Raw genomic sequence first — 19,368 nt, forward strand, 5'->3', positions numbered from 1 at the left:
AGCCGGCGATGCAAGCTGAAACAGCGTTTATGGCGGGCCCCCAAGAGATCCGCTCGTTCATGCACGCCCGCGGCTTTGCGCCGTGTGATACAAAAACCGATACCGAGGCTTTGCGCCAACTTGCCTGTCGGCTTATTCCCGGCGCGATCGCTTCGACCGCGGTATTGGCCGATGCACACCGCCGAACCGGACATAGTTTGTTTCTCTGCCGCGAGAACGGCCGGCCTACGGCCTTTATCGCCTGCCTTTCATTGACCCGAGCCGGCGCCAATGCGATCCGCTCTGGACGCTTTGACGGCTTAGCGATCGCACCCGAATGGATCGCGCCCTTTGGGCCTCTGGTGCACGCAGGATACATTTGGGGGCTGGGCGGCGTCACGCGGCGCGCCACGTTTTCGGCCATGCGTGCGCTGCGCATTATGCGCCAACGCTTCTTTTCGCATATCGACCTCTTCGCGCGCGCAAGCACCCCTGAAGGCCGCCGGATCATGGCAGGGTTCGGTTACCGCGCCGCTGCCGGCCCGGATCCCGACGTGATGCTGGCGCCCGCGATCGGGCCCGCGGCACTGGCGCGTGCGTCATGACCACCGCCGCCATCGACGTTGGCTTTCTCTATAGCGGGCCGCCGGCCAATCACGTGCGCGTTCGGGTGGCTCGCGATTTACCCGACCTCATGCGCGTCTTTGCGCTCCGCGCCATCGTCTACATGGCCGAACAGGTTTGCCCCTACGACGAGGAATTCGACGGCAATGATTTTGCTGGCGCGACGCACCTCTTAGCCGAGATCGACGGCGAGCCGGTGGCGACGCTCAGGCTCCGTTGGTTTGCCGACTTCGTCAAAGTCGAACGCGTTGCAGTAAAGGCCGAGCATCGCGGTGGCGCCGTGGTGAAGAGCTTGTTTGGCGAAGCGGTGCGCCTTGCCGCCAAGCGCGGTTACACCCACGCCATCGGCCATATCCAGGCAAGGCTTGAACCCTTCTGGCGCCGGATGGGCTTTTTTCAGCGCCTAGACCGCGCTCGCTTCCGGTTCTCCGACCACGATTACATCGAAGTCGAGGGCCGCATCGAACGCGATCCCGAAGCGCTCTCGACCGAGACGCCGCCGCTCGTGCTGCTTCGACCCGAAGGGTGCTGGGACGCTGAAGGGCCCCTCGACAAATCGGCGTCCCGGGCGGCCACCTGCCCATGTTGAACGCGCCGCTTTTGCTTTGTCTCGACATGCAGCGCGGCTTTTTGGAGCCCGGGCCGTTGCACGCGCCCAACGCGCCGCGCGCACTGGTGCACGGCCGGCGCATGCTGGGACACGCGCGCGAGCGACGCTGGCGCATCGCGCACTGCTTTCGCAAAGCCGCGTCCGGCCCCTCGCCCATGACCGACCACGGCGCGCGCCCGATTGACGGCTTTGAGCCGCGCGTTCGCGAAATGGTGTTCGAACGCAAAACCCTCTCTGCCTACGGCGACGCCGATTTCGCCGCGCTCATGAACCAGACCAGCGCTGGCGCGCTCGTGACCGGACTCTCGGCCTCGCTCACGGTTCTCGCCACCACGATCGACGCGTTTGAACGCGGCCATCGCCTCATCTTCGCCAGCGACGCACTCGCGGGCCTCGCTGGCTCTGAGGCTAATGCCAGCGCCCATGAAGCGGTGGCGCGCGATGTGGCGCGCTTTCTCGGTTTCTTCGTTGGCGCCGCAGACGCGCCGCCAACGCAAGCGCCGTTCTTTTTAGAGGGTCAACGCTGGGGAGCGCCAAAATGAGCAACGTCGTCCACTTCATGCAGGCTGAAGACCGCAAAGCGCTTGAGGTCATGCAAAGCCTTCTTGCCTACGCACAACGCGAACTTGGCGATTTGAAAACGCCCCAGCCACAGCTCGCCGCGGTCGTGAACAATGCGTTGCAACTGTCGAGCGTCATCTTGGGTGAGCACGGCAGCGGCCAAGAGATCCCAACCCATCGCGCGCGCGGACTGTTCGACTTATGAAGGCCGCCCGTCCGGTCGCAGCCAACTCAGCGCCGCTCTTTACGCCTTCGCATCCGATTCCGCCGCGGGCCCAGCTGCCGCGGTTGCAATCGCTGCGCGTCATGCTCGATAATCCAATCGAAGGCTGGCCTTCGGCCGTTTACGAAGAGCCGATCTATGTGCCGCCGCGGCGCGATTTTCCGCTGGTCTACCTCTGCGACCCCGACGCTATCCGCGCCGTGCTGGTCGAGCGCGCGGCGTTCTTTCCAAAGGGTCCGCTTTGGATGCGGCTATTAAAGCCGCTGCTAGGCGAGGGCTTGCTAACGGCTGAGGGCGCCCATTGGCGCTGGCAGCGCCATGCGGCAGCACCCGCGTTCCAACCAAGACAGGTCTTGCAGTGCAGCGACGCTATCGGCGCGGCAGCCGAGCGCGCGGTTGAACGCTGGCGGCGCCAAGCGCCCGGCGAGACGTGCGACGTGGCGGCCGAATTTGTCTCCATCACTTTCGAAGTTATTCTCGACACCATGTTCGGCGGCCGCGAGGGCTATGATGTGAAAGCGATGAGCGCCGCGTTCGCGCGCTATGTCGCCGAGCTTGGCAAGCCCACGCTTTTGGATCTCGCCAGCGCGCCGCGTTGGCTGAAGCGCTTTACCGCACCGGGCGCCAACGAAGCCATTGATTATTTACGCGCCAAGGTGGACGACACCATTGCCCGGCGCCGCCGCGAACCCCCGCGGGGCGACTTGATCGACGCGCTCCTCAGCGCGCGCGATCCAGAAACCGGGCGCGCCATGAGCGACGCTGAACTGCGCGACAATCTTCTAACCTTTCTGGCCGGAGGCCACGAAACCACCGCGCTTGCGCTCACATGGGCGATCTTCCTGCTCTCGCAACATCCCGAGAGCCAACACCGCATTTATCGCGAAGTCGTGAGCGTCGCCGGCGCCGGCGCCATCACCGCCGCACATGCGGACGAGCTTCAATTCACCAAACAGGTCATTCAAGAAGCGATGCGGCTCTATCCGCCGCTGCCCGCACTCTCTCGCGTCTGCCGCCAAGATTGCGAGCTTGCAGGCCGGCCGACCCGGCGCGGTGAAATCGTCGTCATCCCAACCTATGCGCTCCATCGTCATCGGCTCTATTGGGACAATCCAGATTGCTACGATCCCGACCGTTTCAGCCCAGGATCGCCATTGGGGGCGCGCCGTTACCTTTATATGCCCTTCGGCGGCGGTCCGCGCGTTTGCATCGGCGCGAGCTTTGCCATGCTCGAAGCGACGATCATTTTGGCGACCTTGGTGCGCGCCGCAAACTTCGAGACGATCGAGGGGCCGCCGGTGCGTCCGCTGCTTCGCATCGCGCTTCGCCCAGAACATGGTTTGCCGACGCGTGTGACATTGCGCCGAAGCGAACCCAAGATACGCGCTGCGTGAACAAGGGGCGCACGGCGGACGCCGCCACGCTGGTTTACGCCGCTTCTTTTCCGCGCTTTGCCCTTCGCGTAACCGGCGATGTAACGCCCTCGAAGAAATAGTCTAACGGTGCATTGAGCGCCGCCGCGATGTCGAAAAGCCGGCTTGCCGCCACGCGGTTCACGCCCTTTTCGTATTTCTGCACTTGCTGAAACGTAAGCCCAAGCAATTCGGCCAGGCGCTCCTGGGTCATGGCGATCGCGAGACGGCGCGCGCGGATGCGTTTGCCGATGGCAGCGTCCGTCGCGGTCGCTCGCCGTTCATCACGCTTCATCGTCTTTAGGCCCATCCGCTGACCTTGAAGCGCCTTGCCCGCCTCATCAAGGCAAGTTCGCGCAGAACGTGTGCGTTTTCTGAGGGCGTATGATTCAAAAAGTCCCCGCGGGGGAAATCATGAAGCATGGGCACGAGGTGTGTTCGCTGTGCGGGCGTGCGCCATCCGAGAATTTTCCAGAGTGGCCGGCCCGCTCCGATCCGGGCCGTAACGCGCCCGCATTTCGGTCAGTCGGTGACGCTGCAAAGTTCGCGCGAACCTCGCAGAGGGCTGGAACCGACTCTGGCACGCGATTTCCCAAATAACATTGAACCTGAATTATGCTCTGAACGGTTCGACTCCCTGCTGTGCGAGAACACGGCCGCGATCGTTTGAGTAGCAGCGCCAGATTGTGTCGATACTCGTTCCGACCAGAATGGGCCTAGAGGATTCATACCAGCGGCCGAAACAACCTCGCGCCATCGCAATCTCGGTGATGAGTTTGGTGGTTGGATTGAATATGAATGATGCGCCGCCCGTCGATTGAGCTGATCACCACTCTTGGCGCGACGTTCCCAGGGAAATTCGCGTTCTGAAACGCAGGCGTCGCGGGAGTGATGTCATGGTGTTTACGATACGGTCTATGAGGCTTGTGGCCTTGGCTGGCGCTTGTGCGCTGTGGGGCTGCACTACCTCGCTTTCGTCTGCGCCGCACACAATGGGCGGCCCGCCAGGCCACAGTTGCTTAACGCTGGCTGTGGCGGCTACTCGATCGGCGCTCAGCTCTGGGACGAGGTCGCGGTCTCGGGCCAGCGTACGACTTCGACGTGCGTGATAGCGCCCAAGGTGCGCGTGATTCCTCGCCACCGCTCGCGCGACCTCCTCGCGCGTGCACCGCCCGCTCTCGCAGTTCGCTCCTTGCTCTCAGTTCGGGGCGTCGAAGTCAGCGACCCATACTTCGATTCACGAATCCGAGTTGTCTGAATGGCTGACGCCGCAGCGTCCTCTCGGGCAAGCGGCCCGTCTCTAGAGCAAGCCTGAGGGCAGCGCAGCGCGTCGTGTGCGCTGGGTCTTAGAATGGAGACGAAGCTATTGCTGCGTCCTGCGATACTCAGAAAAAAACTCATTGCCCGTGTCCGGCAACGGCCCGGCGCCGATATCTTGCAACGTGGGTCTGGATACACGCAGCCCTGTCGACATGATGGTGGCGCACTGCGAGAGATTGGCTGAAAGGGTAGTGATGTTTGGAGTAATTCTCTGAATCTCGGAGACTTGGCGCGAGATTCGATTGATGAGCGTGCGCGCTTGATCATCTGCGCTCATAACTCCGGGCGCTCCGGCGGGAGGCTCCGACGTGCCAGCGGGCGGCTCATCCTTGTTGGCAAACGCCATATTTTCTTCAACCGTCGCCCCGATAGCTTGAACAAGAGCGGCGAACCCAATTTCAGACCTGACCGACCTTACCACAATACTGTTATAGATCTCGTTGCGGACATTCACGACTGCCGCCGGGAAGTTGTAATACGCGTTCACTTGAGAGGTGGCGCGTTCGATCTCCGCGGTCGCGGTGGCGATTGTTGCACGCGCCTGTTCCGCGAGCGCGTCATTTGGGATTGCGCGCGCCGCGACTTTGCCTTCCAACTCCGCGACGCTTTCGCGCAGGCCTCCGGCGCCAAGCAGTTCGTCCTCCACCCTTCGAACGAATGTTTCTCGTTCCAAGACGAGATATGTCGTGTCCGCAACGCATTCGTAAGTGAAATAAGCGCGAAGGTTGGTATCGCGTGAGCCTACTGGGCTGTAGATTTGGTTTGTCGCCTGCAGCAGCGCGATGCCAAGCGCCGTCTCACGAAGGTCCGTGGTTTCTACCTCAGAGAGACCGCCCGGATTTAGCGCCAGCGTCGACGCCCCGTACGCTGCGGCGCCAAACGTGACGATGTTCTTGAGATCGACAAAGCGCGAGTGGGTGCGCGCCTCTACGAGATAGCCGTCGGCAAAGCCCATGACTTCGCAATACTGCGACCACAACAGATGCTGTGGCGCGGTTGACGGAGTGTCCTCATTCGCATCGCCCGCCGGCGCAGTCACGGGCGTCGGGCATTGCCGCGCCTCAGGTCCCGTGCGCTCGAAGTGAAATTGCGGCCGATCCGGCACGTGTCCGCAGGCGGCCAGTGTAAGCGCAGACAATGCGGCCCATGTTCGCGTCATGGATCACCCCCTGGCTGCACTCCATCGTCCGGCAGCCGCCATCCCTAGGTTGTAGTAAACCTTATCCAGGGGGCCTGCAATCGCAATGTCTAAGGCGGCAGCGAGCCGTGCGGCTCAGTGTTGAGAATCTCGCGCGCCCATACCGGTTTGCCGGTCGCAAGAGCGACCGCGCGGATTTGCAATGGCGTCTCGATCAGGCGTCCACCCGCTCTTTGGATTTGCGGCCGGTTCTCGAATACCAGCAGGCCATCGTGAACGAGGAACGGCGCATAGGCGACATCCATCACGACTTCAGCGAGAGGGCGCTCGGCGCCAGCGCCGGTGATGGTCCACACGTAACGGGGTTGACCCGACGACTCGATTTGGCGACTGGACATATAGAACTGCCGATCAGCGGACGGCGCGCGAAGAATACCTGGAGCGCCGTCGGTTCTCGGAGTGATTTCGTCCGCGGAGACGCCTTCCTCAAACAGACCAGGGCTCGGCGCGCTCGGAGGCGCCGACGTGAGCAGACCGGTGCGAGGCGTGAAAGTAAAGCCGCCTTCAAGATCGAATGAATCGGTGAGATCAGCCTCATCTAAGGCCTCACTACGAAACACTCCGCCAATTCGCTGCCGCTCGAACGTCCACCTGAGCAGCACCCGATCCCCGACGGGCGCGGCCTCCGCTTCGAAGGCGCCGCGTAGTGAAGGCTCGAGCGAGAATTCAGCGCCGGATGGAAGATTCGCGGCGCTTCGTGAGAAAGCGACGCCGCTTGACGCCTCAAGTCCGATCACGGCGAAACGGGTGCGCACACCCGGCTCTTCTGTGATGGCGGTTACAGCGCCGCGCGACACAGCGATCGGCATGGCGCGCTCCTCAGTGACCCACTTCAGCTCACCTGAGTTGAGGTCGATCGCTTCGACGCGGCCGTTCGGGTTGGTAAGAACAATTACGCCGCTCGACGGGTCAGCGACGACACCCTGCGTAAGATCAATAGACTGGGCGTTCGCACCGGTCGGCGCACTCAACGTCAGCGAAATGGCCAAGCACAAAGTCCGGGCGAGCATGAGATTGGTATAGAGGACAAACCCTAGATTGTATAGGCTCCTCGTCCGGAGGGGCGTCATGAGGGGAGCAATCTTTAGCGTTGCAGCATTCGTGGGCGCTGTTGTTGCGGCGCAATCGAGCCATGCGCAGCGATGGACCGCGCAAGGACCCGGGCCCTCTGTGGATGGGCAGGTTGAGATTTTGCCCGACCGCGAAGTGGTCGGGGCCGTGCACGATGTGGCCCCTCATCCGTCCGATCCAAACATATTGTTCATAGGCACAACCAATGGCGGCGTTTGGCGCTCAGACAATGCGTTAAGCGCCCAACCCCGCTGGACGCACCTCTCGTCAACGCTTCCGTCACAGTCGATTGGAGCACTGGAGTTTGATTTCACGGATCGCTCGTTCAGTACGCTGGTCATCGGATTTGGCCGTTTCAGCTCCTATCACCGAGGCGGACCGCTAAGCGGCGTTGCCCGCACCACAGATGGCGGCCGCACTTGGAGTGTTCTTGATGGAGGAGGCCAAATCGTCGGGCTGAACATTTCCGGCGTCGCTGTGCGCGGACAGACAATTGTCGTCACCGCCAATAGTAGCGAGGGACTCCTGCAAAGCGGCGTCTGGCGAAGTACAAACCTCGGTGCCTCATGGACCAGGATTTCAGGCGCCGCGCATTCGAACTTGCCCAGCGGGGCGTCGTTCGACCTCGTAAACCTCCCGAGGTCGGAGCGGCTTTACACGAACGCCGGCTGGAGCGGCATATACCGAAGCGATGACTTTGGCGAAACGTGGAGTAAAGTGAATACAGCCGCCCTGGACGCTGCGCTCACCTCCTCGGTTAGCAACGTGGAGCTGGCGCTTGGACCAGACAGCCGCGTTTTCGTTGCCGTGGTTACTCACGGACAACTCAGTTCGCTCTTCCAGTCGAGCGATGCCGGCGCGACTTGGGGTGAACTCGACCGGCCGCCTGGCCTTCACCCAGGAGCACAGGGCCAGATCCATCTCTCCATCGCTGCTGATCCCACCAACGCAGAACGCGTTTATGTCGGTGGCGACCGACAGCCCGATCAGGGCGAAGAAGCGCCGGGTTCGCCAAGCCAATGGCCAAATTCCATAGGCGCCGTCGACTACACGGGGCGACTGTTTGTGGTGGACGCATCGCGCGCGCGCGGACACCAAGCTACGCATATCACGCACAGCAATACCCAGAGCGGAAGCGCACCCCATGCAGATTCCCGCGACATGGCGTTTGATGCAGCTGGCGAGCTCTTAGAAGCCGACGATGGGGGCGTGTATCGCCGTCGGCGCGTGGGCGCATCGTACGACTGGTTCTCCCTCAACGGGGACCTCCAATCGAGTGAAATGATTCACGTGGCCTGGGATGCGGTCGCTGACATCGTGATCGGCGGTTCGCAAGACATTGGCACTCCTCAGCAGGATGCGTCGAACAATGTCCGGATGCGCAGCTTCAATACTGCTGATGGCGGCGACGTCGCCGTGGATGATCTGAGCACGCCGGGGGTGTCGATACGATATTCTAGCTCACAATACCTCTACAATTTTAGGCGGGCGTTTTACACCAGCGCAAACAAATTCCTGCGCGCGGACTTCCCCGCCCTTCAGCGCGTCGGACAATCGAGGCCGCTGGAGCGACAATTCTACACGCCGATCGCACTCAACGCAGCCGCGCCCAATCGGCTCATTATTGGCGCAGACAACGCAGTGTATGAATCATTCGATCGTGGCGACACAATTCGAGAGATCGGCCGCGGCATTCGCGTCAACGCAGAAGCGGCTGATCCAATTGCGGCCGGCGTGCCATCAAATCCGGACCTCCTCTTTGTCGGCGATCAAGAGGATGTGTATGTGCGCTCAGCGTCTGGCGGCAGGCTTGCCCGGTCGGCGGCGTATCCTGGCAGGAGCTACGTTGTCGACATCGTGACCGATCCCAGCCAGAGCAGCACCGCCTTCGTGGTCGCTCTTGAGGGCGTGTTCGTCACCAACAACGCCGGCGCGACTTGGACACGAGCAACGGGAAATCTGATGTCGCTAGAGCCTGGCGCTTTGCACTCCGCGGCGTTCCGAGCCGGTTCCCGACGCACTTTGATTGTTGGCGCCGCGAGCGGCGTGTACCTTGCTTATGAGCCGTTTGATCATTGGAGCCGGCTTGGCGAAGGCCTCCCGCTCGCGCCAGTGCTGGATCTCGAGTATGATGCCGCTGATCGGATTCTCGTCGCCGCTACACTCGGCCGCGGCGCGTGGACACTCAGCCTTCCCGACTAAGCTTGGATCACCCGCGAATGGAGTCGCTTCCGCGACGCCGCAACCGTTTGGGGATCAGGCTCGCCGCCGCTAGACGCGGGCAATCCTGTGCACAATCACTCATTATACGCTAAGCGGTTCGACTCCCCGTCCCGCTCTCATAACTCGCTGTTATCGTCGCATGTGGAGGTGATGCAGCATCGATTACGCGCTGAACGGTTCGACTCCGACCGCCGCATACCCGAAGTCATCGATACATCGGCCACATCATCCGCATCATCCCAACAACTCTCGCGCGACCCCGCCGTTTAGCGGACATCCGGCGACCGTTGTTCGCTGTGTGTGGACAGCGCTTAGCAGACAACAGCTCTCACCGAACGTCTGCCCTCACCAGTCTCTGACGCGCATGACTCCCGCGTCGCAATTGCACGCGGCTTACATTTCAACTCTCCGAGGATGTTGCATGCCGCGTCTGATCAGCGATCGGACAATCCTTTGCTCCACGCTTGCAGCGCGAACGAGTGTGTTAGACCGGCTTCACGCCGCTTCCCGGGGGCCGCGTGTCGATCTGATTAAATCTAGCGGCGAGCATTCGGCTGGGAATAGCCGCAGTCGTTCCCGTAGCCACCATTTCCGCCACAACTTGGCCAACCCTTGGAGCCATGGTGACGCCTAAGCCGAGAAAGCCGAGCGCCAAGATTGGACCCTCGCCTTCGACCAATCTTCCCAAAATTGGAAAGTGATCTCGCGAGCGCGGTCTCCAGCCGGACCATCTTCGCAATACCTCCGATCGCCGGACTTGCGGCAAGAACGCGGCACAAGCTTCCGTCACGTCTGCTTCTGTCGTTGCTCGAATAGACTCTTTTGCTCGATCCGTTTCGCCAATCGAACGCGGTTCCTCCAACACATAGGTCGACCCCAAAAGGCACGTCCCATCCATTCGGGGAGTCACGAATCCTTTTCCGTGGTAGACGTGGCGAAGCAAATGCGGGGAGTCGGCTGGCAATCGAACCCTCAAACCCTCGCCGCGAATCCACTCCATCTCCGGTCTTGGAAAACCCAAGACTGCAGTTTCACCAAGACCCGTTGCGAGCACTATTTCTCCAGCGGCCACCCTCTCACCGGTGTCCAAGCATACAGCGCTGGCATCAGTATCAACGCTATCTACTCGGGTTTTCAGCTTGATCGTGCATTTTGGATTTCGCGCCAAACGGTCTTTCACGCTCTGCAAAAGTTGCTCCAAGTCGATCCAGGGCTCGTCATAAAGAAGCGCGCCGGCGAAGTCTCCGCGAAGCGCAGGTTCAAGAGCTAGCACTTCCATCCGCGACAGCGGATTTGGACCTCTTAGTGCTCCTGCGCACCCTTTGGCGGCACTACGAGATTCTTCCAGATCATCCATCGAGGCGAAGAGTTGCAGCAGGCCCTCGTCAACGAAGTCCAAACGCGAGTGTCTCGCGAACTCTGGCACGATGTTGTTGCGGTATAGTCGAACGGATTGGTTCGCGAACTCGGCTATGTCACCATCAAAGAAAGGGTCCGAGAACGGCGTGAGACTCCCGAAGCCGGCTGCGGAAGTTGCCGTGAGTAGATTCTCCCGAGCTTCAACGATCATCACTCGGCAGCCGATATCGCAGAGCGCCTGTGCGGCACAACACCCGATAATTCCGCCACCAGCGATCACGGCGTCGAATGCCATCTCGTCCTCCCACCGAGGTCAGATCGCCTCCAGCATGTCCACCGCCATGCGAGGCCCGGCGTACACAGCGGCTTCATCCCTAAGTCGCACAGACGCTTGCTTGACAGTCAACGCATCCAGCACCGAATGGATCGCCACACACAATTTTGATGCGTCGCCGATTGCGGCTTTGTCCGCCAGGACGCCGGCGCCTAGCGCAACGATTTTCTCGGCGTGGTACCGACGCTCCGAGTCCGAGAAAGGCAGTAGCATCTGCGGCACTCCGTGCCGGACCGCGAGCATCATGGTGTTGGCTGTTCCAGCATGAAGGCATATGTCTGCAGACGACATAACACCGCCGCCGGGTAACCAACGTTGGATGGCCAACCGCGGTTGCGTCATTTCGTGCTCTCGCGAAGCCGCCACGATGGCTAGATCAGAGATCCCAACCGCGTCTTGCAGCGTCTTAACCCAAATCGATTCCTCGAGATCGCTTGTGCCGAGATAAACGTAGACCCTGGGCCTAGACTTGAGCACCGCGCCAACGGCGGCGGGCAACTCTCCGTATTCCAATGAATGGAAGAGCAAGTCACCCACGAATCTGAAGCGCGCATGGTCGGATAGCTCAGGTTCAAGGCTTGGCGTCATAGGAACAAGAATGAGCTGAGCGAACCGCACTGTGAGGTCCGACAAGTCTGCGATTGGTTCTACTCCCATGCGTTGAAGGGAATCATTGTGACGATCCAAGCGAGTGGGAGGCACGCTCGACCTCATCCCTTGAGTTGTTAAACTCAGCGAAGACGTGTCCGCCCAAGTAAACGTGCTCGCCAGCGGAATATGATCCTCCAGACAGGTAAGAGGCATGGTGACATTGGACTCAACGAACACTGCGTCCGGCTTGAACTCCTTAATGGCTTTCCGCTCCACCCGCTGCGACTGATCGACGAAGTCATTTTCTGTCAGCCCCAGATAGGCGGCGATGTCTGTCCAGGTGTCGCCTACTTGACTCAGTTGAACTTGCTTCCTTGGTTCCGCCGCCAATGACCCGCTGAAACCGTGCTTTTCGAGCAAAGGGACAAACGACTGGCGCACCAAGAAGCTTACGTCGTGTCCCCGCCTCCGCGCTTCGTCTGCTACGGCCATTGATCGGGTAAGAGGGCCAAGCCCGCGACCCCCTACCATCGGCGCAAAAAGAACTTTCATCGCACTTCTTCGCAGTTGCTCAAGGAACGATCTCGATCGCTCCTAGTTCTGGTTTGTCATTCCACAAACACATTCTGGGGCGCGCCGTGGATAGCCGAAACAATATTTCCAACCCAAATGTCTCGCAGCAGCGCCAGCGATTCATCGGAGAACCATGCATTTTCGGCCGGCATGCTCACGGAATCCAGCTTTGCTAGGTCCAGAGCAATTGTCGTCGGGTTGCGACCGACAGAATAGCCCGCGAAGCGCCCGCTAAGCATTTCACGATACAGTGCATCATGATCCACCAGCTGGATGCCGGCCAGGTTGATCAGGATCGTCCCCGGTTGCGCACGCACGAGCAGCTCATCGCTGATGGCGCCGACGTTCCTTTGCGCGCCTTCCGTCACAGTTTTTAGGCACAAGCAAATAACATCGCAACGCGCGAAGAGATCGGGCAACGATACTTGTGTCACGCCGGTGAGGTTCAGAGGCGTTCGATTCCAAGCGATCACTCGCATACCGATTGCGGAGAGCACCTCTGCGACACGGGCCCCTATGCTTCCTAGACCGACTATGCCCGCAGTTCGTCCCTTAAGATTGATACCCTTTCGGATCTCCGGCTCGCGTCCCGCGATCATGTCCTTGTAACCTAGATGCAACTTGCGGGAATGCAGGAGCACCTCAGCGAGCGTCGACTCCGCGACGCTTTCCGTCGAATAACGCGGCGTATTCATCAGCAGCACGCCGTGACGTCGCGCCAAATGCGGATTCGCCCACTCCATGCCCGTAATATCCACGGATATCGCCTTCAATGCGCGAACCGCGGGCGCGGCGTAGAACCCATCCGTGAGCGTTTTGACGACATCATAATTCAACATCAGGTAGTCGGCTCCGGCGCAAGCTAACGCCAACTCCTCTTGAGTTAGCCGCGCCTCCTCGCGGTACACCACCTCCGAAAGTTCTCTTAGCGGCTTCAACTCCTCGTCGCCGATCATGCCTGGCACTGTTGCCACCAACGTTTTGATCGAGGTCATGCATGTGCCTTTCGCAAGCGATTCACTGCGCGCCGCGCAAGGCAATCGAGTCGAGAACTCGCCGCATTGCAAGGCTGTAGTGCGAATAGTGGTTGTTTCTGAAATCGACCGAGCGAACATGGTCCACGTGCTGACACACGTAGTAGGCAACAGTTTCACGCCAATACGCGCCCCGTCCTGCCGATAGCAACACACGCTCACACACGGTAAAAACGTAAGCGACGTACCTCTTGTATCGCGCATAACTCGTTGGATCGCTTCGAACGACTTCATACGCTGGTGGCGAGAACTCGGGGAAGTCCACCATATTGCGAAGCAGACCTGCGTACGCGTCCTGTGCCGCGATCTCATTCGATATGCGCAGCTGTGCCAAAGCAAAGAATGCTGTGACGACCGCCAGGATCACACCCACGGCTGTGGCCACGCCGCCGACGATTTGAGCGAGATCGAGCCAATTTGTCATGTGTCCGCCAAAGTCATCGAGCGCCTTATGAGCGCATCAGCCATACGCCAAATGCTGCGAGCGCTGCTCCGGCGAACACCTTCAGAGTCAGTTGTTCCGCAAACATCGCCATCCCTATTGGCACAAGCGCCAAGGTCGTAACCGCCAAGATGCTAAGGGCGCCCGTACCTATGGGAAGTCCCGCTCGGTACGAATAAATGTACCCGACTTCTACCAAGGCTACAGCGATACCAAGGCCTAGTGCGGGAATAAGCGTGCGCAACGAGATCAGTCCTCCGACAGACATTTGTTTTGTCGCAAGGCCGACCCAGACGACGGCGATCAACCCGAACAAATAGGCCGCGGCAATGAGTTCGAACGGTTGCCGCGACGGACCGACGGTTCGAGCTATGGAATGATAGATCACTTGGCCAAACACGGTGATCGCGAAGGCGATCGCCAACGCAAACGGCTCTACTCTCATGACAACACCTGCATCATCTGCATGACGGCCTCTTCGAAATAGTCTGCGCGCCGCGCGAGCGCGAGGCGAATGTAGTGCTCCGGTTTCCAACTCGAATGAAAGAATATGCTCCCCGCCACCGTGCCGACGCCATTTGACAACAAACGCTTTCGGATCGCCTCATCCGCCTCACCGGTCCGACTCACGTCAATCAAAGCAAGAGAGCCCGCCTTGGTCGGGAAGAGGTCGAATGACGGACCCACCAAGCGCTCCAGCGTTTCGAGATTGTTCGCGCAGAGTTCGTTCAGTTCGCGCACGTGATCATAATAAGTTGCCAGGCGAAAGAGTTCGGAGAAAAAAATCTTTGCTCTGCGCGCCACACCAAATTGAACGACGGCTAGCGCCGCATCAATCGCGCGACTCGTTTCCGCATCGCCCGAGATCAGAAAGCCGAGTTTGTCTTCATTTAGTCCGAACGTCTTTCCGGTGTCCCAAATGCCAATCCAGTCACAGAGCTCAGATGCGGCGCTCCACACAGCCGCCACATCTTTCGGATGGTGAACGCCCGCCACCGCAAAGCAATGATCGACAATGAGCGTTGCATCGGCGGCCGCGCATTCTCGCGCGATGTGCATCAGGTCTTGTTCGGACCAAATCGATCCCGTCGGATTTTCCGGTGAACACACGAGGACAACGATGTGTTCGCGTTCGTCCTTCGCACGGACCTGAGCAAGTTTTTGTAGTACGGCCTCAGCGTCCAGGACTCCAAGTGCGCCGTTCTTATTGCTCGCCACGAATGCCGGCTTAACGTCCGCCCTTTCCAACAAGAACAGCTTCATGATGTCGATGCATGGCGTCGTCGTGATCACCGCGATCTTCTTCTTACCTCTCTGCCGAGCAAGCAATTGTGCTGTTGCGAGAGCTCGGTCGAGCGCAATTGAGCCGCTGAACGTAGATCGAATTTGTATGCGAGGACCCTCTGGAATCATGAGGAAGCGTCGCAGCGCCACCTCCAAATCCGCGTCAACTTGCGCTTGCTTCTCTGGCGACCACGTAGGCGCGAACTTCAGACTGAGATCCTCTGCAGTGGAGTCGAGATAGAGACGGCGAACATACGGAGGCACATCAAGCTGAGGATACCCGGGTCCCAAATCATGCCGCGCCAGATATGCGGCCTGAAGTTCCTGCTCCGTCAGTGTTCCGTCTGCAATTTTCATTCGATGGTCACAAACAATGCAACGAGGCAAAAGCTACAACGGCAAATAGACGGCGATGCGAAAACCAAGATCAATGTACGAACTAAATGGTGGATCGCAGAGTCGATACGCAGGGTTCCACGCTGCTTGCTCGTCCCTAGAGAAGAACGATCCGCCGCGCACTGCGCGATAGGACAAATCATTGTCCTCATTGACGACATCTCGCAAAGGATGCCGGGGGGTCTGCTCCCCTTGCGCGTCGACGTCATCCCATGCCGTCGGACCAAAGTCCGCGTTCTCCTCGGCCGCGGTGACGATACGACCAAAGACTCGAGACCTCGTCCACTCCCAAACATTGCCGACCATGTCTGTTGGCCCCTCGCTCTTCGGCGCGAGCGAGAGTCCAACGTGCAGAGGGCGCAAGACATTGTGCACTCGCCCGCCTTGGGCGCTTGTCATGGCCATCCGTGTGTGAGCCGGGAAACGACCCGCAGGAAAAGCAGGCGCATCCACTGAGCCTTCAGCCTCGTAGTAGAACCGCCGAACGGCCTCCCACTCCCAATCGGTCAGGAGACCCGCAGTTGAGCCCGGCGGGAATCCGGTGTCCGGCAACTTTGCGGACGTCCACCAGTCACAGAAAGCCATCGCTTCCCACCAATTGACGCCTACAACTGGCTTTCCCTTGGCGCTGAACCTCTCATCCGTTTGAGTCGGATCCCAAAGCGCGACTTGGGCTGGATCGTTTGGGGCCAGTGCCCGCTTGCGCGCCAATTGCAACGGCGTCGGAATGGCGCTCGAGGCCCCCGAAAGCACCAAGGCGTCTTGATCACGCGTCTCTTTCCAAAAACAGCGCGTCGCCGTTACATCAAAGGAGCGCGCGATTTCTTCGCGCAGCGCGGCGTCTTCCCTTATCCATTGCCGTGCAGTCGCCTTGTAGTGCTTCTTTCGCCCTTCGCTGTCCCAGAATTCTAAGAACAGCTCATTGGTGACCAGAAATTTCGCGACCCACAGAGGCCCCACTTCAACGCCTTCGCGCCGAAAAGGGAGAACCGGTTTGGCGCTGTCCGCCCGAACTGGAACGTGATCAGACCCGATCTCGATTGTGGTCTTAGGAACGGCTACGAAATAGCCTGACTCAGGTCCGAACTTCGCCCTAGCCGCCCTTTTCAATCTTGGATCGCCAACGTCGGACAACGCATCTGAAATGTCCCAGAGCAGCGAACCTTCGTCGGTTGTCTCAACGCCGCCCGGAGCCGACCTTTTCTCAATCATTCGCATGCAGCGCTCGCGCAGAACGTCCGCCGGCGCCTCATCGCGTAGTCGACGAAAGGCGTCCGCCACGCGTCCCTGAATGAAAATGGGATAGTGGGCTTGAGCGATCTGCTGATCGCCCATGACGAAGTCGCGTAGATCCAGCTCAAAACGCTCTTTCAACACTTCACCGCGCGCGCGACGAAGGGATTTCATATGAGAGAGGATGATCTCAATTGCCGGGATGACATTTTGGCACTTAACGACGTTCTCAAAACGCTCGCCGCGCGTTACCACCGCAGACGCGAGCAAGACATTTCGATATCCATCATGAACAAAGCCATTCTCGCCAATAATCCCCGCTAAATTCGGCGTGCGATCGGCATCCAAATTGCCCAGAGCACATTGAACGAGATCAGCGAAACTCCCACCTAACTCGGAGACACGCTGTTCAATTGATCTCTGGAAAACCTGCAGAGGCGTGAATGACCCGTCGATACTCATCGACTCGTCCATAGAGATGGCCCTAGCCGCTTGTTCAAAATAGAAAGGGGTCTGCAAAAACCGCTGATCGAAATTGCCAGCGAGCTTCAGCAACTTTTGGGTCGCGACCGCATCAAGCCCGAACTTCTGCGAGATCGCGGAGATACATTCATGGAACAGCTGTCGCGTGGGTTCGAACGGCAACATCGTCACAGCCTTGTCGGCCGGTCGGCCCAGGCGACGTTCAGCAATGTCCATCGTGGCTGGCCGCCCGAGCGCGATCACTGCTCCGTCTTTGTCGATCGCGACCTTTATTCGCTTTGCGAATTCGTGAGCTGGCTCGAGATCTTCGGCCTCTAACACCACGCAGGTTTCGAGAACGTTCGACGCTTGCGGATTGGTGGGAGCCGATTGTTTGCCAACTCTCCGGAGCTCAAGCCGAACCATCGGCACCAGCGTGGACTTGCCTATGCCCAACTCGCCACGAACGAAGATAAGATGACTACGGTTTCCCGCCTCCGCCGCGCGCTGGATCTCCTGGACGATCGCCTTGTCGAGCGGCGGCTCAACGGCCCTTTGCGTAACACCCTCGCCCACTTCCCATTGGTATTCCCAACGCGGAGGGACAACTTCCGCAGGAGGTGGTTGCACCGCTGGACGCGATGGTGTGGCCACCGCTATCGGGTGGGCTGGAGCGCGCTCGCTTGCGCGAGGCCTCTTCAATTTGTCCGTCGCCCAGCGTGCAATCTTGAAGCCGAAGTAGATAATGCTTCCAACTAGTCCAAGGACAGGAACGACCCAGGCGATCTGCTCAAGCGGATTAAGCGCCTCGTAAGCCGCGACGGCACTTTCGATCCATTGGCGTTTGGCGTCCGACATCCCTGCTTCCCCCACCGCTCTGATTATGACGAGGATTGTGTTCGCGCCTCGACGTTTTTTGCCGGCCGCGCGTCGCACGCATCGGTGTTGTGCGACCAGCGAACCCGCACAACTCACGCCTCATCCGAATTCAGAGACAGCCCCTCCCGAAACCGTTCTTATGTAGCCTTTGAATTTCCCTACCGAAGTCGATCGCAATCCACGTCTGTGACCCCGGACTAATTGAACAGAGGATTGGAGGCGAGTTCGGCGACGCTCTCGCCGGCAGCCATGCGCCTCATCATCTCTATGACGGTGTCTGGAACCAAAATTTTGCGCTCGTGATCCCGATCGAGAGAAATCGAGTTCCTTCCACGATCGCCCGGCGCTCGAACCGGAACCGAAGGATCTTCTGGTCGGCTACCGCGAACCGCAACCAGCAACCTTTCAAGCCCTTGCGCAAAGCCCTCAGCGCCGGCCCCAGCAAACTTCGGATCAATCGCGATAAAGAAAGCGCCGCAGTCGAATTCGCTTTCACACTCCATGCCAGCGCGCCCGCCCGGCAGTATCCCCGCGAGAATCTCAATGGCCAGATTTAGCGCAAATCCTTTGCGTCCGCCAAAACCTCGGACGGCATTTACTTCCGATGGTATTGTGGTCACATCACCTGCGGCGTCCAGAAACGGCCCCGTTGGAAGCGCTTTGCCTTCGATGGCAGCCTGACGAATTGCGCCCCAAACGACCTCGGAGGTCGCAAAGTCAAACGTCTGGACTTGTCCCTTCGGTTTCGGAAACGAGAAGCAGATGGGGTTCGTACCGGTTAGCGGATCCACCGAGCCAAAAGGGGTGACGGCAGCCGGGCCGGCCGAATTTGCAAGCAATGTCGCGTAGCCTGCTTTCGCGACGCGTGACGTATAGGGATACAGAGAACTGTAGCGGCTGAAGTTGTGCACAAATGCTGCGGAGATTCCGTTTCGTGGACATCTCTCGATGAGCATTCCAGCTATCTCACGAAACAGCTTGAAGCCGTTGCCTCTGCATCCATCGATCGAAAGCAGCGCGCCATGTTCCTGAATCTTGGGCGCCGCGTTTAGGTCTCCCAAGTTCAACGAAACCAGTTTTCCAATTCCGTGCGTCTTCACACCTGCAAGTTCTGCGACAACAAACTCTTCGGCGACTTCCCGCGCCAAGCCCTCGCTCATGCCTTGGCCAACGAGCGCTTTTGCTGCAAGCGCACAAAGGTCTCTTGCCGTCGATTCAGCCACCGAACCCCCCTCAAATGTGATTGCGCCCTGCCTAACCACAGGTTGCCAAACTAAGCTACGACACGCAAGGCAGGCCCTCTAGGCGAGGCGCACCTGCCTCGTGTGCTCCCTCACCTTTGCCCCGAAAGTCGAACGCGGCAACTTCTCTTCCGGGCAAATGTTTCGCACCCATAGCAGGAAGCGCCGGGGTCCAGCCAATTGATTGACTTCGCTGAAGTTTAGCACCTTATCCACGTGTACCAACGTTCGAAGTGCCGGAAGCCAATAAATGGCGGAGCGTGGCTTTCAAGGCTGGAAGATCGACCTCGTGTCAGTGGACAACGCCCGCGGGGACGAT

17 protein-coding genes are annotated in these 19,368 nt (G+C 59.5%); 6 read left to right on the plus strand and 11 right to left on the minus strand.

All coding sequences use genetic code 11. The features are described 5' to 3' along the window. Window positions 1–8 precede the first annotated feature (8 nt). From DSM104635_RS17140 to DSM104635_RS17160, 5 genes are all read left to right on the plus strand, one after another. Window positions 9–584, plus strand: coding sequence for a hypothetical protein (locus DSM104635_RS17140; RefSeq protein ID WP_158767387.1), 576 nt, complete (start codon window positions 9–11; stop codon window positions 582–584). Then, complete coding sequence (locus tag DSM104635_RS17145) at window positions 581–1,192, plus strand: GNAT family N-acetyltransferase (RefSeq protein ID WP_158767388.1); 612 nt, start codon at window positions 581–583, stop codon at window positions 1,190–1,192. The genes DSM104635_RS17140 and DSM104635_RS17145 overlap by 4 nt, the downstream gene beginning before the upstream one ends. After that, a complete protein-coding gene (locus tag DSM104635_RS17150) occupies window positions 1,186–1,755 on the plus strand; it encodes an isochorismatase family protein (protein ID WP_158767389.1) in 570 nt (189 codons plus the stop codon). The genes DSM104635_RS17145 and DSM104635_RS17150 overlap by 7 nt, the downstream gene beginning before the upstream one ends. Then, the gene (locus DSM104635_RS17155; RefSeq protein ID WP_158767390.1) at window positions 1,752–1,979 is read left to right on the plus strand and encodes a hypothetical protein; all 228 of its coding nucleotides are present in this window, start codon (window positions 1,752–1,754) and stop codon (window positions 1,977–1,979) included. The genes DSM104635_RS17150 and DSM104635_RS17155 overlap by 4 nt, the downstream gene beginning before the upstream one ends. A 101-nt stretch (window positions 1,980–2,080) precedes the next feature. Beyond that, complete coding sequence (locus DSM104635_RS17160; protein WP_158767391.1) at window positions 2,081–3,391, plus strand: cytochrome P450; 1,311 nt, start codon at window positions 2,081–2,083, stop codon at window positions 3,389–3,391. Between the two features lie 34 nt (window positions 3,392–3,425). Here DSM104635_RS17160 and DSM104635_RS17165 read toward each other — a convergent pair whose 3' ends face one another. The 3 genes from DSM104635_RS17165 to DSM104635_RS17175 form a co-directional block, all read right to left on the minus strand. Further along, window positions 3,426–3,704, minus strand: a complete 279-nt coding sequence (locus DSM104635_RS17165; protein ID WP_158767392.1) for a helix-turn-helix domain-containing protein — start codon at window positions 3,702–3,704, stop codon at window positions 3,426–3,428. 1,068 nt (window positions 3,705–4,772) lie between these two features. Further along, a complete protein-coding gene (locus DSM104635_RS17170) occupies window positions 4,773–5,888 on the minus strand; it encodes a hypothetical protein (protein WP_158767393.1) in 1,116 nt (371 codons plus the stop codon). Window positions 5,889–5,977: 89 nt separating this feature from the next. Continuing rightward, on the minus strand, window positions 5,978–6,916 hold the full coding sequence (locus tag DSM104635_RS17175; RefSeq protein ID WP_158767394.1) for a PQQ-binding-like beta-propeller repeat protein: 939 nt from the start codon (window positions 6,914–6,916) through the stop codon (window positions 5,978–5,980). Window positions 6,917–7,715: 799 nt separating this feature from the next. Here DSM104635_RS17175 and DSM104635_RS17180 point away from each other — a divergent pair. Continuing rightward, entirely contained in the window at window positions 7,716–9,200 is a 1,485-nt protein-coding gene (locus tag DSM104635_RS17180; RefSeq protein WP_158767395.1) for a WD40/YVTN/BNR-like repeat-containing protein, read from the plus strand. A gap of 505 nt (window positions 9,201–9,705) precedes the next feature. Here DSM104635_RS17180 and DSM104635_RS17185 read toward each other — a convergent pair. From DSM104635_RS17185 to DSM104635_RS17220, 8 genes are all read right to left on the minus strand, one after another. Further along, window positions 9,706–10,875 carry an NAD(P)/FAD-dependent oxidoreductase gene (locus DSM104635_RS17185; RefSeq protein ID WP_158767396.1) on the minus strand — a complete coding sequence of 390 codons (1,170 nt, stop codon included), beginning with the start codon at window positions 10,873–10,875 and terminating at the stop codon, window positions 9,706–9,708. Window positions 10,876–10,893: 18 nt separating this feature from the next. Beyond that, window positions 10,894–12,057 carry a glycosyltransferase gene (locus DSM104635_RS17190; RefSeq protein ID WP_158767397.1) on the minus strand — a complete coding sequence of 388 codons (1,164 nt, stop codon included), beginning with the start codon at window positions 12,055–12,057 and terminating at the stop codon, window positions 10,894–10,896. Between the two features lie 56 nt (window positions 12,058–12,113). Continuing rightward, window positions 12,114–13,073 (minus strand): 2-hydroxyacid dehydrogenase, encoded by a 960-nt coding sequence (locus DSM104635_RS17195; RefSeq protein ID WP_158767398.1) that lies wholly within the window; start codon window positions 13,071–13,073, stop codon window positions 12,114–12,116. Window positions 13,074–13,095: 22 nt separating this feature from the next. Then, window positions 13,096–13,536, minus strand: a complete 441-nt coding sequence (locus DSM104635_RS17200; RefSeq protein WP_158767399.1) for a hypothetical protein — start codon at window positions 13,534–13,536, stop codon at window positions 13,096–13,098. 25 nt (window positions 13,537–13,561) lie between these two features. Next, the gene (locus tag DSM104635_RS17205; protein WP_158767400.1) at window positions 13,562–13,999 is read right to left on the minus strand and encodes a hypothetical protein; all 438 of its coding nucleotides are present in this window, start codon (window positions 13,997–13,999) and stop codon (window positions 13,562–13,564) included. Continuing rightward, a complete protein-coding gene (locus DSM104635_RS17210) occupies window positions 13,996–15,195 on the minus strand; it encodes an aminotransferase class I/II-fold pyridoxal phosphate-dependent enzyme (RefSeq protein ID WP_158767401.1) in 1,200 nt (399 codons plus the stop codon). Before DSM104635_RS17210 ends, DSM104635_RS17205 begins: the two co-directional genes overlap by 4 nt. A 33-nt stretch (window positions 15,196–15,228) precedes the next feature. Beyond that, the gene (locus DSM104635_RS17215; RefSeq protein WP_158767402.1) at window positions 15,229–17,787 is read right to left on the minus strand and encodes a formylglycine-generating enzyme family protein; all 2,559 of its coding nucleotides are present in this window, start codon (window positions 17,785–17,787) and stop codon (window positions 15,229–15,231) included. 218 nt (window positions 17,788–18,005) lie between these two features. Further along, window positions 18,006–19,031, minus strand: a complete 1,026-nt coding sequence (locus DSM104635_RS17220; protein ID WP_158767403.1) for an Ldh family oxidoreductase — start codon at window positions 19,029–19,031, stop codon at window positions 18,006–18,008. Between the last annotated feature and the right edge of the window lie 337 nt (window positions 19,032–19,368).

This window comes from Terricaulis silvestris (assembly GCF_009792355.1).
GTDB classification, from domain to species: Bacteria; Pseudomonadota; Alphaproteobacteria; order Caulobacterales; family Aquidulcibacteraceae; genus Vitreimonas; species Vitreimonas silvestris.

Bases quoted from the DNA above. Each gene is read 5' to 3' on its own strand.
- DSM104635_RS17140 (WP_158767387.1), top strand. From the start codon at position 9: ATGCAAGCTGAAACAGCGTTTATGGCGGGCCCCCAAGAGATCCGCTCG.
- DSM104635_RS17145 (WP_158767388.1), top strand. From the start codon at position 581: ATGACCACCGCCGCCATCGACGTTGGCTTTCTCTATAGCGGGCCGCCG.
- DSM104635_RS17150 (WP_158767389.1), top strand. From the start codon at position 1,186: ATGTTGAACGCGCCGCTTTTGCTTTGTCTCGACATGCAGCGCGGCTTT.
- DSM104635_RS17155 (WP_158767390.1), top strand. From the start codon at position 1,752: ATGAGCAACGTCGTCCACTTCATGCAGGCTGAAGACCGCAAAGCGCTT.
- DSM104635_RS17160 (WP_158767391.1), top strand. From the start codon at position 2,081: ATGCTCGATAATCCAATCGAAGGCTGGCCTTCGGCCGTTTACGAAGAG.
- DSM104635_RS17165 (WP_158767392.1), bottom strand. From the start codon at position 3,704: ATGAAGCGTGATGAACGGCGAGCGACCGCGACGGACGCTGCCATCGGC.
- DSM104635_RS17170 (WP_158767393.1), bottom strand. From the start codon at position 5,888: ATGACGCGAACATGGGCCGCATTGTCTGCGCTTACACTGGCCGCCTGC.
- DSM104635_RS17185 (WP_158767396.1), bottom strand. From the start codon at position 10,875: ATGGCATTCGACGCCGTGATCGCTGGTGGCGGAATTATCGGGTGTTGT.
- DSM104635_RS17190 (WP_158767397.1), bottom strand. From the start codon at position 12,057: ATGAAAGTTCTTTTTGCGCCGATGGTAGGGGGTCGCGGGCTTGGCCCT.
- DSM104635_RS17195 (WP_158767398.1), bottom strand. From the start codon at position 13,073: ATGACCTCGATCAAAACGTTGGTGGCAACAGTGCCAGGCATGATCGGC.
- DSM104635_RS17200 (WP_158767399.1), bottom strand. From the start codon at position 13,536: ATGACAAATTGGCTCGATCTCGCTCAAATCGTCGGCGGCGTGGCCACA.
- DSM104635_RS17205 (WP_158767400.1), bottom strand. From the start codon at position 13,999: ATGAGAGTAGAGCCGTTTGCGTTGGCGATCGCCTTCGCGATCACCGTG.
- DSM104635_RS17210 (WP_158767401.1), bottom strand. From the start codon at position 15,195: ATGAAAATTGCAGACGGAACACTGACGGAGCAGGAACTTCAGGCCGCA.
- DSM104635_RS17215 (WP_158767402.1), bottom strand. From the start codon at position 17,787: ATGTCGGACGCCAAACGCCAATGGATCGAAAGTGCCGTCGCGGCTTAC.